Origin of the sequence: Phyllobacterium sp. TAF24, from assembly GCF_052113785.1 — a bacterium.
Taxonomy (GTDB): domain Bacteria; phylum Pseudomonadota; class Alphaproteobacteria; order Rhizobiales; family Rhizobiaceae; genus Phyllobacterium.
The window spans coordinates 1-15,439 of sequence record NZ_JBFRDN010000058.1; the positions used below are offsets into that span (position 1 = coordinate 1).

General features: G+C 57.1%; 15 protein-coding genes. 8 read left to right on the forward strand and 7 right to left on the reverse strand.

What is annotated here, in order from left to right:
* Positions 1–114: 114 nt before the first annotated feature.
* The gene (locus tag AB4Y96_RS25840) at positions 115–1,227 is read right to left on the reverse strand and encodes a calcium:proton antiporter (protein ID WP_175540606.1); all 1,113 of its coding nucleotides are present in this window, start codon (positions 1,225–1,227) and stop codon (positions 115–117) included.
* A gap of 246 nt (positions 1,228–1,473) precedes the next feature.
* Here AB4Y96_RS25840 and gnd point away from each other — a divergent pair, with 246 nt between their 5' ends.
* Together gnd and AB4Y96_RS25850 are read left to right on the forward strand one after the other, a co-directional pair.
* On the forward strand, positions 1,474–2,496 hold the full coding sequence (gnd, locus tag AB4Y96_RS25845; RefSeq protein WP_441920838.1) for a phosphogluconate dehydrogenase (NAD(+)-dependent, decarboxylating): 1,023 nt from the start codon (positions 1,474–1,476) through the stop codon (positions 2,494–2,496).
* A gap of 197 nt (positions 2,497–2,693) precedes the next feature.
* Positions 2,694–3,689 (forward strand): OmpA family protein, encoded by a 996-nt coding sequence (locus tag AB4Y96_RS25850; RefSeq protein WP_441920840.1) that lies wholly within the window; start codon positions 2,694–2,696, stop codon positions 3,687–3,689.
* Between the two features lie 71 nt (positions 3,690–3,760).
* On the opposite strand, the gene AB4Y96_RS25855 is transcribed toward AB4Y96_RS25850, so the two are convergent.
* Positions 3,761–4,177 carry a hypothetical protein gene (locus AB4Y96_RS25855; protein WP_441920842.1) on the reverse strand — a complete coding sequence of 139 codons (417 nt, stop codon included), beginning with the start codon at positions 4,175–4,177 and terminating at the stop codon, positions 3,761–3,763.
* Positions 4,178–4,397: 220 nt separating this feature from the next.
* Positions 4,398–5,489 carry a citrate synthase/methylcitrate synthase gene (locus tag AB4Y96_RS25860; protein ID WP_441920844.1) on the reverse strand — a complete coding sequence of 364 codons (1,092 nt, stop codon included), beginning with the start codon at positions 5,487–5,489 and terminating at the stop codon, positions 4,398–4,400.
* An 87-nt stretch (positions 5,490–5,576) separates the two neighbouring features.
* On the opposite strand from AB4Y96_RS25860, the gene AB4Y96_RS25865 reads away from it, so the two are divergent.
* The gene (locus tag AB4Y96_RS25865; protein WP_441920846.1) at positions 5,577–6,725 is read left to right on the forward strand and encodes a citrate/2-methylcitrate synthase; all 1,149 of its coding nucleotides are present in this window, start codon (positions 5,577–5,579) and stop codon (positions 6,723–6,725) included.
* An 11-nt stretch (positions 6,726–6,736) separates the two neighbouring features.
* Here the strand turns inward: AB4Y96_RS25865 and AB4Y96_RS25870 are convergent, their stop codons facing one another.
* Positions 6,737–7,195: a GNAT family N-acetyltransferase gene (locus AB4Y96_RS25870; RefSeq protein ID WP_441920847.1), complete on the reverse strand. Its 459-nt coding sequence runs from the start codon at positions 7,193–7,195 to the stop codon at positions 6,737–6,739.
* A 385-nt stretch (positions 7,196–7,580) separates the two neighbouring features.
* On the opposite strand from AB4Y96_RS25870, the gene AB4Y96_RS25875 reads away from it, so the two are divergent.
* The gene (locus AB4Y96_RS25875; RefSeq protein ID WP_441920848.1) at positions 7,581–8,939 is read left to right on the forward strand and encodes an esterase-like activity of phytase family protein; all 1,359 of its coding nucleotides are present in this window, start codon (positions 7,581–7,583) and stop codon (positions 8,937–8,939) included.
* Between the two features lie 49 nt (positions 8,940–8,988).
* Here AB4Y96_RS25875 and AB4Y96_RS25880 read toward each other — a convergent pair whose 3' ends face one another.
* Positions 8,989–10,383 carry an aminotransferase gene (locus AB4Y96_RS25880; protein WP_441920850.1) on the reverse strand — a complete coding sequence of 465 codons (1,395 nt, stop codon included), beginning with the start codon at positions 10,381–10,383 and terminating at the stop codon, positions 8,989–8,991.
* A gap of 91 nt (positions 10,384–10,474) precedes the next feature.
* Entirely contained in the window at positions 10,475–10,816 is a 342-nt protein-coding gene (locus AB4Y96_RS25885; protein ID WP_227987085.1) for a hypothetical protein, read from the reverse strand.
* Positions 10,817–11,225: 409 nt separating this feature from the next.
* On the opposite strand from AB4Y96_RS25885, the gene AB4Y96_RS25890 reads away from it, so the two are divergent.
* Positions 11,226–12,026, forward strand: coding sequence for a DUF1499 domain-containing protein (locus tag AB4Y96_RS25890; RefSeq protein WP_441920852.1), 801 nt, complete (start codon positions 11,226–11,228; stop codon positions 12,024–12,026).
* Here AB4Y96_RS25890 and AB4Y96_RS25895 read toward each other — a convergent pair.
* On the reverse strand, positions 12,011–12,916 hold the full coding sequence (locus AB4Y96_RS25895; RefSeq protein ID WP_441920854.1) for an MBL fold metallo-hydrolase: 906 nt from the start codon (positions 12,914–12,916) through the stop codon (positions 12,011–12,013). The two genes, AB4Y96_RS25890 and AB4Y96_RS25895, sit on opposite strands and share 16 nt — an antisense overlap.
* A gap of 104 nt (positions 12,917–13,020) precedes the next feature.
* Between AB4Y96_RS25895 and AB4Y96_RS25900 the strand changes: the two genes are divergently transcribed.
* The 3 genes from AB4Y96_RS25900 (at position 13,021) to AB4Y96_RS25910 (ending at position 15,239) form a co-directional block, all read left to right on the forward strand.
* A complete protein-coding gene (locus AB4Y96_RS25900) occupies positions 13,021–13,608 on the forward strand; it encodes a biotin transporter BioY (protein WP_091880842.1) in 588 nt (195 codons plus the stop codon).
* 216 nt (positions 13,609–13,824) lie between these two features.
* Positions 13,825–14,742 carry an allantoinase PuuE gene (gene puuE, locus AB4Y96_RS25905; RefSeq protein ID WP_441920856.1) on the forward strand — a complete coding sequence of 306 codons (918 nt, stop codon included), beginning with the start codon at positions 13,825–13,827 and terminating at the stop codon, positions 14,740–14,742.
* The gene (locus AB4Y96_RS25910) at positions 14,739–15,239 is read left to right on the forward strand and encodes an ureidoglycolate lyase (RefSeq protein ID WP_441920858.1); all 501 of its coding nucleotides are present in this window, start codon (positions 14,739–14,741) and stop codon (positions 15,237–15,239) included. The genes puuE and AB4Y96_RS25910 overlap by 4 nt, the downstream gene beginning before the upstream one ends.
* Positions 15,240–15,439 lie beyond the last annotated feature (200 nt).

Sequence of the window (15,439 nt, forward strand, 5' to 3'; positions counted from 1 at the left end):
TCTCCCCCCTTGTGGGGGAGATGTCCGACAGGACAGAGGGGGGTGAAACTTGGCAAAACCCCTCACGCGTGGTTCGCCCTTCGACAGGCTCAGGAGGCTCACCAGCAACTCAGATCAAGGGCTGAAGATCAGCACGAGATAAACAAAGAAAATCATCAGATGCACCGCGCCCTCAAGCACCGTTGTGCGCAGACCGGAAAAGGTCAGCGTGCTCAGGATCAGCGTCACCGCAAGCAGGGTCATCTCGGTGGACGACAGACCGAGAATTGCCGTTTGTCCAGTGAACAGGCTGATGGCGAGCACCGCAGGCACCGTGAGACCGACGGTCGAGGTTGCCGCGCCGAGGCACAGATTGACGGCGCGTTGCAGTTCGTTGCTCGAAACCGCGCGCAGTGCCGTAATGGCTTCCGGTGTGAAGACGATCGCGGCAATCAGCAGACCGCCTAGGGCCGTTGGCGCGCCAAAGCTTTCAATGCCGTGATCGAGCAGTGAAGCAAGGCTCTTTGATAGCAGCACAATTGGCAGAATGTTCAGGATAAGCAGCAATGTGTGGCGCCCTATCGATCCCGCCGCAGGCTTTGCGTGTGGCGCTTCCACTTCGGGTGCCGTTGCCGGTAGCACTTCATCACCCTTGGGATAGACGAAGAAGCTGCGATGCCGCCCGGTCTGCAGGACGAGGAAGATCACATAAAGCGCAATGGTGAAAATCGAGAAGAATACCGATTGGACCACGGTCAGTGAGCCATTGCTGGTCGAGGTTGTGAAGTTCGGCAGGATTAGCGGAATGACCGTCAGCGGAATGATGACGATGAGATAGGAAGCCGCACCTTGCAGGTTATAACCCTGCTGGCCATGGCGCAGCCCGCCAATCAGCAAACCAAGCCCGACCACGCCGTTGAGAACGATCATCAACACTGCAAACATCGTATCGCGCCCGAGCGTCGGCGCATCGGAACTCAACATGACAGCGCTGATCAGCACCACTTCGATGATGACGATGGAGAGTGTCAGAACCAGTGTCCCGAGCGGCTCGCCCAGCAATTCCGCCAGTTCCTCTGCCTCATGCACCACGCCAAAGGCGGACCAGATGATGACACCGAACAACCAGACAAACAGAAGTGAAGCTTTCATCACCGAGCTCAGATCGGCCATCCAGCCATATCCGAAGACAAGAAAGGCACCCACGGTTGCCCAAGCTACGATTAGTCTGATCCATCCGGATATCATCGGTCCTCCTTCGTCTGGCTGAGGTATCAATTCATCTTGCCAAACCTATACAGGAATTTATTGGCAATATCGCGATTTTCTCATGCTTATCAACGATTTCGCCTGGTCGGCCAATGCCGAGGCTGCATAATCACGCCCTTATGACGCATCGCTTGCTTGTGTCTGCGGCCCGCTCTGCCTAACTTGCGGATGACGAGGAGCCTGCGGGTTCCCGCGATGGATTGCAAACACTCCAAGGAGAATGAAATGCAGCTTGGCATGATTGGGTTAGGGCGCATGGGCGCCAATATGGCGCAGCGCCTGATGAAGCGCGGCCACGCTCTCGTCGTCCACGATACCCGCGCCGAAAGCATGGCGGATCTGCAAAAGCAGGGCGCCACCGGAACAATTGTGCTTGAAGAGTTTGTCTCGCTGCTGGCCAAACCGCGCGCCATCTGGCTGATGCTGCCCGCTGCCGTTGTTGACAGCGTGATTGCCAAGCTCGTGCCGCTGCTCGACAAGGACGACATCATCATTGATGGCGGTAATTCCTATTATCATGACGATATCCGCCGGGCAGGCGAGTTGAAGACGAAGGGCCTGCATTATGTTGATGTGGGCACCAGTGGCGGCATTTTCGGGCTTGAGCGCGGCTATTGCCTGATGATCGGCGGCGAAAAGGATATTGTCGAACATCTGTCACCGGTTTTTGCCTCGCTGGCACCGGGTGGCAATGATCCCGCTGCTCCGGTTGTGGCTACGACCGGCAAAAGCACGTCGGAGTTCGGCTATCTTCACTGCGGCGCCAATGGTGCCGGGCATTTCGTCAAGATGGTGCATAACGGCATCGAATATGGGCTGATGGCGGCCTATGCGGAAGGTCTCAATATCCTGCGCAATGCGGATATCGGCCTGCGCAAACACGAGGTTGACGCGGAAACCACGCCGCTGCTCCACCCCGAACATTATCAGTACAGTTTTGATCTGCCGCAGATTGCCGAAGTCTGGCGGCGGGGCAGCGTGATCAGCTCGTGGCTGCTCGATCTGACTGCTGACGCCTTGCACGATGATCCAACCCTGTCGAATTTTCAGGGCCGTGTTTCGGATTCAGGCGAAGGTCGCTGGACCGCCATTGCAGCCATTGACGAGGCGGTTCCGACCCCGGTTCTTAGCGCTGCATTGCAGGAGCGCTTCAGTTCACGCGGCAATGCCGATTTTGCCAATAAGGTGCTTTCGGCCATGCGCAGCGAATTCGGCGGACACGTGGAAAAGCCTGCACCCCAGGGTTAGTGTTTAAAGCACCGTGCGGGCGGCCCCAAAGGCGGGCCGCTTTCGCTCGGAAATACCGTCATATGCCAGTATCTACTACCTCCAACTTTTGCTTGATACGCGCCATCGGTTGAGACTTTAACCGGAGAGCAATTGCATTGATCGACCTCAAGCTTTTGGGCGGTGGTGCCGTGTCGCCACGTATTTTGGAGATATTCATGACATCGAAACTCTTAGGTGGAGTCTTCGCGGCTATCGCATTGATGGCGCTATCCATCTCATCCCATGCATTTGCCGCCGACAAAGAGGGTTGCAAGGATTTACCGGGCATCAAGCGCTTCGAGGGTTCATCGATTGAGCTTTGCGATCATAAGAACTTTGCAGAATATACTTTGCCGACAGGAAAATGGGTCAAGAACGAAGATGACTCGGCCAAGTCTGATTTTTCCAGCAAGGAAGAGCTGGAAGGCCGCTTGACGCAGAATGCCTATTCGGTTCCTGCCGGAGCTTCGTCTGCTGAAGTGTTCCGCAACTATATGAACGATCTGCAATCTGCCGGTTACAAAGTACTATTTCAGGCAAAGCGGGAAGAGACTAATAATCTGGAGGGCGTTTTCGGCGAAATGGGTCCCGGCGGTCAGCTGTTTGGCTATAGCCCTGACCAGGCACGCTATGTCGCTGCCGTGAAGGAAGAAAACGGCGTCAAAACCTATATCGCCCTTTACGTCATCGAATTCGAGGGTGGCTACGTGCCTGAGTTCGACGCCGTCAAAGGCCAGGTCTATGTGCGTCTGGACAGCCTTCAGGTTGGCGAGCTGAAAAACCAGATGGTTCTGGTAACCGCGTCGGAGATCACCAAGGCGCTCGATACCTCGGGCAAGGTGCTGCTTTACGGCATTCACTTTGATTTCAACAAGGCATCAATCAAGCCGGAATCACGCCCGAGCCTTGATGAAATCGGTAAGTTCCTCAAGGACAAGACTGACGAAAAGCTCTCCGTGGTCGGCTACACCGACAATATCGGTGGTGCGGATTTCAACATGCAGCTGTCCAAGGCACGGGCCGACGCGGTTGTTGCGGATCTGGTCAAGACCTATGGTGTTTCGCAGAGCCGCCTCAAGGCAAGCGGTGAAGGCTTGCAGTCGCCGGTTGCATCGAACGACAATGAGGATGGACGGGCGAAGAACCGCCGTGTGGAACTTCATCGGCAGTAGAATACGCTCATGGCGTCCAATATCGGGAAAGGCGGCTCATCCAGCCGCCTTTTTCGCGTCTGTGCCAAGTATCAGTTCGGCCGCACGCTCGCTTCGCGGTTGCAATCGCCGCCGCAGGCATCAGGAGAGGCGAACTGCATGGTAAAAACCTGTCCGCCTATACCCTGGGCGAGATCCGACGAGAAGGTCAGCGGTGTACAATCCTTGACGGCGGAGATTGCCGCATCGATGAATGATTTGCGGGCCGTTGCGTCTTTGCCCGGAAAATCAATCGCAGCCGTCGTCGGCGGGCCGATCAGCGAGCCATCGCGCTTGAAGCTGAAGCGCAGTGTCACGGTTGATTTTTGTGCGCCCTGCGGTGCTGTCCAGCACGCCTGCAACGCCTTGCCGACGTCGTCCATGGTATTGAGCGGTTCGGCTGTTGCATAGGGAGTGGTGAAAAGTGTTACGGCGAGTACGAGAGATACGCGATTGAGAAGCTTTGTCATGATCCCAGTTGCTCCTTTTGAATGTCCAAAGATGGTGCACTTGAGTCCACGAACAGAATAGCACCAAAACCGCTTTCGCGGGTGCCAAAATACCGTTGCAGGAGGGGACATTATCGGGGCAATTCCCAGCATTTACTGGGTTTTCGCTATGCTCACACGAACATGTGATGGTGGGTCGCCATCTCAGGCAGTTCCCACCATCATTTTGCTTGGAAACAGGTCAGGCCGCCTTGATCGGGCGTGGTCCAACATAGAGCGATTGCGGGCGGATCAACCGGCCATGCTGGGTCTGCTCGCGGGCATGGGCAATCCAGCCCCCGACCCGGCCCATGGCAAAGACGCTGGTGAAACTTTCTCTGGGAAAGCCAAGTGTTTCCAGCAGTAGTGCCGTATAAAACTCGACATTCGTCTTGAGCGGCCGGTCCGGTTTGCGCCGCGCGAGAATACGTAAGGCCGCAGCCTCGACGCTTTCAGCCAGCTTGAAGCGGCCCGCACCGTAATTGCCCGTTCCGGCCAGCCGCCGCAGTGCCTGCATCAATGCATCGGCCCTGGGGTCGCGCACCCGGTAAATGCGGTGGCCAAAACCCATCAGCCGCTCGCCATCATCCAGTGCCTTTTCCAGCCAGCTTTCGGCATTATCAGGCGTGCCGATGGCATCCAGCATGTCGAGAACCGGGCCCGGTGCGCCGCCATGCAGCGGACCTTTGAGCGCACCGAATGCGGCAAGCACCGAGGAAACCAGCCCCGCATGGGTGGATGCAACAACGCGGGCGGCAAAGGTCGAGGCGTTCATGCCGTGGTCGCTGACAGTCACCAGATAGGTGTCGAGAGCAGCGACCTCCTGTGGTGATACGGAGCGCCCGTGCAGCATATGCAATATGTCGGCGGCATGGGTGAGCGAGCTATCAGGGGCAACCGGTGCTTGACCATTTTTCAGCCTGATGACCGCCGGTGTAAACACGGCAGGCGCCGCGATCAGGCGCAAGGCTGTGGCAAGATCATCACCGTCGGCAAACTGGGCGGTCAGGGCGCGCACAGCATCGGTAACGGGCAATTTCAGCAAAGGCGTGGCAGCGTCAGGCACTGTGCGGAAAACCTCCTGCCGGGCGAGGCCAATCTGCTGGCGCAAACCATCAGCATCAAGCTTTTCATCGAAGGCATCCGACAAAAGCAGCGCCAGCAGTTCCTCATAGGTCACGACGCCGGCCAACGCGTCCAGCGATTGGCCGCGAATGATCAATATGCCTCCAAGTCCGTCAACATCCGACAACATGGTTTCCGTGGCGACAACATCATCAAGACCGTTTTTCATGGCAAACTCCAGTTTTCGTTTCCATGGCAAGATGGTGTGCGCTATGATTGACGTCAATCTTGACGTAAATAATCAATGTGAGATCACATGGCTTGGTTGACGGCATCACAGGCATTGGCTGCTCTCGGGGTTCAGCCGCAAACCCTTTATGCCAATGTCAGCCGAGGGCGGATTCAGGCCAAACCCGATCCGCAGGACCCCCGCCGCAGCCTTTACAAGAGTGAGGACATAAAGCGCCTTGCCGGACGCAAGGCAGGTCGGCGCACGGTCGCCAACGTAGCGGCCGAGGCAATCGGCTGGGGCGATCCGGTCCTGCCATCAAGCGTCTCCACCATTGTTGATGGCCGTTTATGGTATCGGGGCAAGGATGCCGCGGAACTGGCGGCAACATCGATGCTGGAGCAGATCGCGGCCTTGCTGTGGGAGGCAGAGCATATTTCGCTGGCTCCCCCTGCCGAGACCGTGCCGACGCCAGAGCAACCACTCGAAGCCGCCCTGATCACACTTGCACGCCGCGCTGGAACGGATCTGCCTGCCTATGGCCGCTCCCGCGCTGTACTCGTGGTCGAAGCAACCACGATCTTCGGCGAAGTCGTTTCCGCTATGCTGGGCGCTGACAGGGCTGATGCAAGCCACGTTCACACGCGTCTCGCCCGTGTCTGGAAGGCACCGCAGGCGGAGGACTGCATCCGGCGGGCGCTGGTTCTGCTTGCCGATCATGAACTCAATGCATCGACCTTTGCCGCGCGGGTCGCTGCTTCCACCGGAGCCCCGCTTGCGGCAAGCATGCTCGCCGGTCTCGCCACGCTGACCGGACCTTTGCATGGGGAAGCCTATCTCAGCGTACAGGCGCTGGCCCGGACGGCGCAGACCAGTGGTGCAGGTTTTGCAATCAGGGAATTGCTGGCACAGGGCAGGGCCATCCCCGCGTTCGGGCATCCGCTCTACCCCAATGGTGATTTGCGCGCCAAGGCGTTGCTGGCTCAGTTCAAGCCGGGGGATGTTTATCAGGAGATAGGCGAGACGACGCAGATGTTGACGGGTGAGTACCCCAACATCGATTTCGCCCTTGCTGCCATGACCGACACTTTTGATTTGCCCCCGTCAGCGCCGGTCATACTCTTTGCCATTGCCCGGTCTGTCGGCTGGATCGCCCATATTTTCGAACAGCAAACGATGAACCAGCTGATCCGCCCGCGTGCCCGTTATATCGGTCCGCCATTGACCATGTCCTGACAAGGTTCGCCCTATAGGGAAAGCTTCATGCCTTCGTGGCTGGCAACAAATCCCAGCGCTTCATAGAACCGCGCCGCATCGGGCCGGGTCTTGTCGGTGGTCAACTGCACCAGTCCGCAACCGCGCGCCCGGCATGCTTCAATAGCCCATTCAAACATGTGCCGACCAAGGCCACCGCGCCGGTGGGTTTCGGCAATCCGCACGCTTTCGATCTGCCCGCGCCACATGCCGGTGCGCGACAGGCCGGGAATGAAAGTGATCTGCGCACAGCCGACAACATCGTTATTTTCATCCGCAACAATCAGCAACTGGTTTGGATCATTGTCGATGGCTGCAAAGGCCGCGAGATAGCGAGCATTGATAGGATCGGAGATCACCTCACGCTGCTTGCCCAGCGGATCATCTGCCAGCAATGCGATAATCGCTGCCAGATCAGTGGCGGTGGCTTGGCGAATGAGAACGTCGGTCAATGCTGGCCTCCCGTTTTTGATTCGCGATAGATTACAGTCAAGATGGATTGCAAAACCAGTGTTGTGGTGGTGGGTGATGGCGCGTGATTTGTGGGGGGTGGTGGTCCGTGGTATTGGCGCGTGGTTCGTGGTTCGACAGGCTCACCATGAGGGAGAGGGATGGTGAAAGGGAGTCGAGTTCTGCACCCTTTGTGATCTGCAATATTGGCGATTAGCGTTGCATCACCCATGTCCCTCATGGTGAGCTTGTCGAACCACGCACACTGATTTTGCGTTCAACTTTAGTCTGACGTCATCAAAACTTCACACAACAGTCAAACGGCAGAGATGCACGGCACCTAATCCTTCAGGCTCGACCCACGAACTCGAACCCTCTGGTGATCCCATGCGACCAATGCTTGCCGCTCTGCTCTGCGCTTCCGTTCTCGTTCCGGCCTCAGCCCTTGCTGCCGATCAGGAATTCAAGGCGAAACTCGTTTCTCACGCCATTCTGCCCGCCAATACGATTATCAAAGCGCCTGATAATGCCCCTGAACATTTAAAGACTGCAGGCAAATTCACCACGGCGGACCGCAAGCGTGCGGAAGGTCTGGGCACTGTTCCGGGCAAGGACGGTGTGCGGTTGACTGGCCTCAGCCTGCCATTCGATGGTCAGGCAGTGCAAGGCTTTTCCGGCATCAAGGCTGTCGGCGATGGCACCTACTGGTCGCTATCCGATAATGGTTTCGGCACCAAGTTCAATTCCCCCGATGCCATGCTGATGTTGCATCATCTGGCATTCGACTGGGATAAAGGCACTGTCGAGCGCAAGGAAACCATTTTCCTGCGTGATCCGGACAAGAAAGTACCGTTCCCGATTGTCATGGAAGGCAGCGACACCCGGTATCTGACCGGTAGTGACCTCGATATTGAATCGATCCAGCCTGTTGCCGATGGTTTCTGGATCGGTGAAGAATTTGGTCCCTATCTCGTCAAGGTAACGCGTGATGGTAAAGTCACCGACGTCATTGCGACCAAGGTTGGTGACCGCGCCGTCCGCTCGCCTGACAATCCTGCGATCACGCTGCCAGCCAACCCGACGCTGAAAAACCCTGCCTTCAATCTCAAACGCTCCGGCGGTTTTGAAGGTCTGGCCCAATCGAAAGACGGCAAGAAGCTTTACGGTCTGCTCGAAGGCCCGCTGTTTGGCGATGATGGCGTCGTTGAAAAGGTCGATGGTCAGCCAGCCTTGCGCGTCATCGAGTTCGATATCGCGTCAAAGAACTGGACCGGCCGCAGCTGGCTTTATCCGCTGGCACAGGGCGGCGAGGCAATCGGCGACTTCAACATGATTGACGATACGACAGCGCTGGTGATCGAACGCGACAATGGCGCGGGCACTGCAGCCAAGGCCTGTGCTGACCCAAAGACACCAAAGCCCGATTGCTTTGACGTGCCATCCAAGGTTAAGCGCATCTACAAGATCGAAATGACCGATCAGAATGTCGGCGCCGCCGTGCGCAAGATTGGCTATATCGACCTTCTGAACATTGCTGATCCTGACAAGAAGAAGCGTCAGGGCGGCGGCGAAGGCTTTTATGATATGCCGTTCGTTACCATCGAAAATGTCGATGTGGTCGATGCTACCCACATCATCGTTGGCAATGACAACAATTTGCCATTCTCCGCGGGGCGCGCTGTCGACAAAGCTGACGACAATGAATTCGTGATCCTTGAAGTCGGTGACTTTCTGAAGGCTCGCTAAGAACAATTCGGGGCGGTCAAAACCGCCCCGAATTTTTTAAGTCATTGCCTTAAACCGCGCGCAGATTGTTTTTCGAAACGTGCTCTTCCGTATCGGCCAAAGCCAGTTCGAAGCGGTTGAAGAGTTCGTTGAGTTCCGCTTCCGTGATGATCATGGGCGGGCAGAAGGCGATGGAATCGCCGATGGCCCGCAGTACCGCGCCGTGCCCTTCAAGGAAACGCGCAAGCTGCGCACCGACGCCATGCGCCGGATCGAATGAACGCTTGGTTGTTTTATCAGCCACCAGTTCGACAGCGCCCATCAGGCCGGAATTGCGCACTTCGCCGACCAGTGGATGGTCGATGACCTTTTTCAGCCGTGCTTCGAAGGTAGGCGTCAGGCCGCGCACATAATCGACAATGTTGCGGCGCTGGTAGATCTCAATGGCTTTGACACCGAGCGCACAACCAAGCGGATGGCCGCCATAGGTGAAGCCATGGCCGAATGTGCCAATCTGGGCGCTGTGATCCACATAGGCCTGATAGACATCTTCAGGAACCAGCACGGCACCGAGCGGCGCATAGGCCGAGGTCAGCTGTTTGGCCGCCGAAATGGTTGTTGGTGTCATGCCCACGGCCTGACTGCCCCACCAATGGCCGGTACGGCCAAAGCCGTTGATGACCTCATCGGAAATGATCATGATATCGTGCTCGCGCAGGATCGGCTCGATGGCAGCGAAATAGCCGGATGGCGGCACCAGCACACCGCCCGCACCCATGACCGGCTCGGCGATGAACGCGGCAATCGTATCAGGGCCTTCGCGCTCGATCATATCACGCAGCGAATCGGCAAGGCGGGAGACGAATTCCGCTTCGCTTTCGCCTTCCTGACCGAACCGGTAATAATGCGGGCAATCCGTGTGCAGGATGCCAGCTACCGGCAGATCCCAGCCCTTGTGGTTATAGGGCAGGCCGGTCAGTGACGCGGCCATGATGGTCACACCATGATAGGCTTTGACGCGTGAGATGATCTTTTTCTTGTTCGGGCGGCCCAGCGCATTGTTGTAGTACCAGGCGAGCTTGACCTGCGTGTCATTGGCTTCCGAACCTGATGATGTGTAAAAAACCTTGGAAATCGGAACAGGCGCGATTTCCTTGAGCTTTTCGGCAAGCTCAATAGCGGGCTCCATGCCCTTGCCACCGAAGAGGTGATAATAGGGCAGGGTACGCAGTTGCTCGGTTGCCGCCTCGATCATTTCCTCGTCGCCAAAGCCAAGACCGGCGCACCACAGGCCCGACATGCCCTCGATATATTCCTTGCCCTGCGTGTCATAGATATAGACACCCTTGCCGTGGCCCATCACCAGCGGTCCCTGCTCCTGAAGCTTGTGAAGGGGCGTATAGGGATGCAGGATCGAATCGATATCGCGCTGCTGGACATTCGAAAGGGGGCGGCTGCTCGCCATTTTTTAACTCCATCTGTGAGGGATGGCGCGAGCTTAGACACAGAGCAGGCAAAGAGCAAAGCACCTTGAAAAGAAAACGCAAAATGCGCGATTATTCCGGGCGCAGGCCCTTCATCACGGCGGCATAATCCTTGCCAAGCCGGGTGAGCAGCGTGTTTTCGTCATCCTCGGCTGAAACCGTCAGGCTGGTACCGTCATTGCCGAGCATGACATAGACGATCTGGTCGACAGCACCGTCGGATACGGAAATGGCGGCAATGCGCTGCTGGTCGCCGTCCTCAGGTGCCCGGATATTGAAAAGCACTTCGCCGCTCACCAGCGCCGCAGCCTTCTGCAATGCGCCTTCGAACCCGTCGGCAACCATATCCTGTGCGCCAAGCGCCAGTTCAATTTCGACAACTTCAAGCGAAACCGCTTTGCCAGCCTCAGGCATTTTGTTCGGCCTCGTCATTTGGTTGTAAAAGCGATTTGTTACCCGCCTTCTGTTTCCTGCCCTGAATCACAAGAGTGATGATGTCAGCTATGTGACAGCCGATCTACTCATAAAGTGTAAACGGTTGAGATGGTTCGATGGGTTCGTGGTTCGACAAGCTCACCATGAGGGTTCGACAAGCTCACCATAAGGGAGAGCGGAGTGCGCAGGGAGCCAAGTTCTGCAACGTTGACGATTATCGTTGCATCCACACTCTCCCTCATGGTGAGCCTGTCGAACCACGAACCACGAACCACGAACCACGCATACCTTGCAGCTTATCAATTGTACCCGGCTCGACAGGCTTGTCTCATGGCGAATTTGCGATTAGCTGTTTGCACCAGCCACTGACCAGCAATGCCAGGACTCCATGCGACACCACATTCGACGCCGCCAATCGATTTCCGCCAAATGGTCGGTGCGGATCGCGTTTTTGTCGGCAATCCTGTTTGTCCTGTCGGCGCTCGGACACCGGTTTGAGCGGATTGAGACGCCGGAGTTTCTCTGGCTGCTCGCCATTGTTGCCGGGTTGGCGCTTCTGGCACTTCTTCTGAGCATCAAGGGTTTCACCAGCCTGTGGCGGCGTGGTGATCGGGGTGGGCCATCGGCTTTTTGGGGCGCAGTGATCGCGCTCATCGTGCTTGGCCCCTTCATCACGACAGTCTATCAGGCAATGACCTTGCCAGCGATTTATGATGTTTCCACCGATCTGACCGACCCGCCTGTTTTGTTTGCCCTTGCCGGTCAGAGGACGGATCAGATGAACCCACTGATTAATGATCCGCACAGCCGCGCATTGCAGGCCAGTGCCTATCCCGGTGTGACGGGGCGCCGTTATGAGGGGTCGCCGGATCGCATTCTGGATGCCGTGGTGTCGGTTATTGCCGATGATGGCTGGACCATCACCGAACAAAAGGGTGTGCCCGGCGATGATGAGGAAATTCTGGTTGAAATCGTGGCGCGAACCTGGCTGCTCGGCTTCACCAGCGATGTGGTGATCCGTTTGAGCGATGAAGGCGAGACCACCTATGTCGATATGCGCTCCGTTTCACGCTACGGCATTCACGACCTCGGTGAGAATGCCGACCGTATCATGCAGTTCATGACGGCGCTCGACACGCAGATCCAAAGCGCGCAACCCGAAGAAGACACCACTCAGCCCGCCCAGTAGACACCATCGATGGAAGGGTTGCCTTCCGTGTGCACCTTGCCGCGCGCCACAAGGTCTTCAAGATGGGCGAGCACCGAAAGCCCGGCAGCGCCGTGCAGACGCGGATCGGTTTCCCGGTAGATCACCTTGACCATGGCGGCAATGGTGCGGTCGCCCTGTTTGATCCGCTCCAGAACCGCGCGCTCGCGCATCTTGCGATGGGCTTTCAGGCCGCGCACAAACGTTTTTGGTTTGGTCACAGCGCCGCCATGGCCGGGCAGATAAACCCGGTCATGCCGCTCCAGCAGCCGGTCGAGCGAAGCCATATAATCAGACATCGAACCATCGGGCGGCGCGACAATTGACGTGGCCCAAGCCATCACATGGTCGGCAGAAAACAGAATATCCGTTCCCACCAGCCCGAAAACCACATGGTTTGCCGTGTGGCCGGGTGTATGAATGGTTTGCAAGGCCCATCCATCACCCTCAATGACCGAATTATCCGTAGCCACGATGTCAGGCACAAAATCATAATCACCGCTGGCATCGAGCAGATTGACCTCGCCGGTATAAAGAGGACGGGCAGGGCGGTGGGGCCCTTCGGCTACCAGCTTTGCGCCGAGTTCATCTTTCAACACCATAGCGAGCGGCGAATGATCCCGGTGCGTATGGCTGACGAAAATATGGCTGACGGGACGTCCGCCAATCGCCCGCAGCAAGGTAGCATGATGCGCGTCGTCAATCGGACCGGGATCAATCAGCGCCAGAGTATTGCGGCCGATCAGATAGCTATTGGTGCCATAAAAGGTGAAGGGGCTGGGATTATTGACCGTGATGCGCTTGATATCAGGCGCAATCTCAACCGCCTCGCCATAATGCGGCGCAAAAGAACTGTCGAAAACGAGGGACATGGGGTTATGCAGGCCTTTATGGGACTTCAGATGTATTGCGAAGCGGCGTCATCCCCAATATACCCTTTTCAACGCGTGGTGAAAGCCGATCCGGAGGATAGAAAATGACAACTGCCCAGACCCGTTCCCTTGCCGAAACATTTCAGCCGGAAGGCCAGCTTGCCAAAGCCGTCTGGTACGTCTCGCTTGCCCTCGTCGGCACGGCGCTGATGACCCTTGCGGCCAAGACCAAGGTCGACATGGTTTTCGTCAATGTGACGATGCAGACCTTTGCAGTCTTCGCCATTTCCGCAGCTTTCGGCTCACGTCTCGCAGTTGCCACCATGGCGCTTTATCTCCTTGAGGGCGCGCTCGGCATGCCTGTGTTCACGGGAACGCCGGAAAAGGGCATTGGCCTCGCCTATATGGTCAGCACCACAGGTGGTTATCTGATCTCCTATCTCGCCGCAGCCTGGGTCGTTGGCCGTGCCGCTGACAAGGGTTTTGCCCGCAACCCTGTTGTTATGGGCCTTGCCATGCTCGCCGGTGAAGCCATCATCTTGAGCCTCGGCTTCCTCTGGTTGGCCTACCTGCTCGGCTTCGAAAAGGCTTTTGCCTTTGGTGTTGGCCCGTTCATCGTTGCCGATATCCTGAAGGTTGCTCTGGCCGCCGCTATCGTTCCGGCCGTCGGCTCGCTGCTCAAGCGCCGCTGATTTTATTGTATTGTCTGGCACCCCCCTCTGCCCTGTCGGGCATCTCCCCCACAAGGGGAGAGATCACATTGGCATAAACGCCTTTGCACAACAGGAACAGTTTCAGATTGTGCAAAGACGGCATTGAAGGCTGATCTCCCCCCTTGTAGGGGAGATGCCCGACAGGGCAGAGGGGGGTGCTGCACCATATCCTGCCACATTGTGGAGAGGCCKTCCTTGTCAGACTATCCCCGCGATCTCATCGGCTTTGGCCGCGATACACCCGACCCAAAATGGCCCGGCAATGCCCGGATCGCCGTGCAGTTCGTGATCAATTACGAGGAGGGCGGTGAGAGCTGCATTCTCGACAATGATCCGGCATCGGAAAATCTGCTCTCGGAGATTGTTGGCGCGGCGGCATGGCCCGGCCAGCGCAATCTCAACATGGAATCCATTTATGAATATGGCTCGCGCGCCGGTTTCTGGCGGTTGTGGCGTATTTTTACCCGCCGGAACCTGCCAGTCACGGTTTACGGTGTGACGCTGGCCATGGCGCGCAACCCCGAAGCGGTTGCTGCGATGAAGGAAGCCGATTGGGAAATCGCCAGCCACGGCTTGCGTTGGCTGGAATACAAGGATTTCCCCGAGGAGATCGAACGCCAGCATATTCTGGAGGCTGTCCGCCTGCATACGGAAATCACCGGCTCGCGCCCGCTCGGTATCTATCAGGGCAAGCCCTCGGACAATACGCTGAAGATCGTCATGGAAGAGGGCGGGTTCGTCTATTCTGCCGATAGCTATGCGGACGAGCTGCCCTATTGGGTCAAGGGGCCAAAGGGGCCGCACCTGATCGTGCCCTATACGCTCGACGCCAATGATATGCGTTTTGCCACGCCACAGGGCTTCAACACGGGCGATCAGTTTTTCACCTATCTCAAGGACACGTTCGATGTGCTCTATCGCGAAGGGCAGGAGGGCGCGGCAAAGATGATGTCCATTGGCCTGCATTGCCGCCTTGTCGGACGTCCGGGACGCGCGGCAGCGCTGGAGCGGTTTCTTGATTATGTGCAGGGGCATGCGGGCGCGTGGGTGACGCGGCGCATCGATATTGCGCGCCATTGGCACGAACATCACCATCCGGATAATGCCGCATGACCATTATTCCGCTTGTCGTGCAGCCGCTGACCCGTGCGGCATTCAAACCCTTTGGCGATGTCATCGAAACGGATGGCGCGGAGATGCGCCTCATCAACAATGGCACCACACAGCGCTTTCACGATCTCGCCAACGTGGATGTAACGGGCGAAGATGCGCGGGTTCTCATCAATATTTTTCGCGGGCAGGCATTCGCGCCGCCCATCGATATCGTGATGCTCGAACGCCATCCGCTGGGCAGTCAGGCATTCTATCMGCTGCAAAACCGGCCATTCCTGCTTGTCGTGGCTAAGGATGATGCAGGCCGCCCCGGCGCTCCGGTCGCGTTTCTCGCGGGAGGGAATCAGGGCGTCAATTACAGCCGCAATGTCTGGCACCACCCGCTGATTTCGCTGGAAGACACGTCAGACTTTCTCGTGGTGGATCGCGGTGGGGCGGGGGATAATCTGGAAGAGTATTTCTTCGCGGATGTGATGTATCGGGTTGAGTCAGTCTGATCTGCATCAATATTGTGTGTGGTGTGCGTGGTTCGTGGTTCGACAAGCTTGTCTGTTAGAGATGGTATAATGTGAAGAGGTCCACGTACCCTTTCCCGGCACGTGGACCGATTGACAGGATGCCGTTTCGACAAGCGGACATTGCAGTCCGATGGTGAGCAAGGCCCTGTCATTCGATGACACCCGAACAGTTGCAAGGG

Excerpts from the sequence above, each read along its gene's own strand:
- AB4Y96_RS25840 (WP_175540606.1), bottom strand. The coding sequence starts at position 1,227 with ATGATATCCGGATGGATCAGACTAATCGTAGCTTGGGCAACCGTGGGT.
- gnd (WP_441920838.1), top strand. The coding sequence starts at position 1,474 with ATGCAGCTTGGCATGATTGGGTTAGGGCGCATGGGCGCCAATATGGCG.
- AB4Y96_RS25850 (WP_441920840.1), top strand. The coding sequence starts at position 2,694 with ATGACATCGAAACTCTTAGGTGGAGTCTTCGCGGCTATCGCATTGATG.
- AB4Y96_RS25855 (WP_441920842.1), bottom strand. The coding sequence starts at position 4,177 with ATGACAAAGCTTCTCAATCGCGTATCTCTCGTACTCGCCGTAACACTT.
- AB4Y96_RS25860 (WP_441920844.1), bottom strand. The coding sequence starts at position 5,489 with ATGAAAAACGGTCTTGATGATGTTGTCGCCACGGAAACCATGTTGTCG.
- AB4Y96_RS25865 (WP_441920846.1), top strand. The coding sequence starts at position 5,577 with ATGGCTTGGTTGACGGCATCACAGGCATTGGCTGCTCTCGGGGTTCAG.
- AB4Y96_RS25875 (WP_441920848.1), top strand. The coding sequence starts at position 7,581 with ATGCGACCAATGCTTGCCGCTCTGCTCTGCGCTTCCGTTCTCGTTCCG.
- AB4Y96_RS25880 (WP_441920850.1), bottom strand. The coding sequence starts at position 10,383 with ATGGCGAGCAGCCGCCCCCTTTCGAATGTCCAGCAGCGCGATATCGAT.
- AB4Y96_RS25885 (WP_227987085.1), bottom strand. The coding sequence starts at position 10,816 with ATGCCTGAGGCTGGCAAAGCGGTTTCGCTTGAAGTTGTCGAAATTGAA.
- AB4Y96_RS25890 (WP_441920852.1), top strand. The coding sequence starts at position 11,226 with ATGCGACACCACATTCGACGCCGCCAATCGATTTCCGCCAAATGGTCG.
- AB4Y96_RS25895 (WP_441920854.1), bottom strand. The coding sequence starts at position 12,916 with ATGTCCCTCGTTTTCGACAGTTCTTTTGCGCCGCATTATGGCGAGGCG.
- AB4Y96_RS25900 (WP_091880842.1), top strand. The coding sequence starts at position 13,021 with ATGACAACTGCCCAGACCCGTTCCCTTGCCGAAACATTTCAGCCGGAA.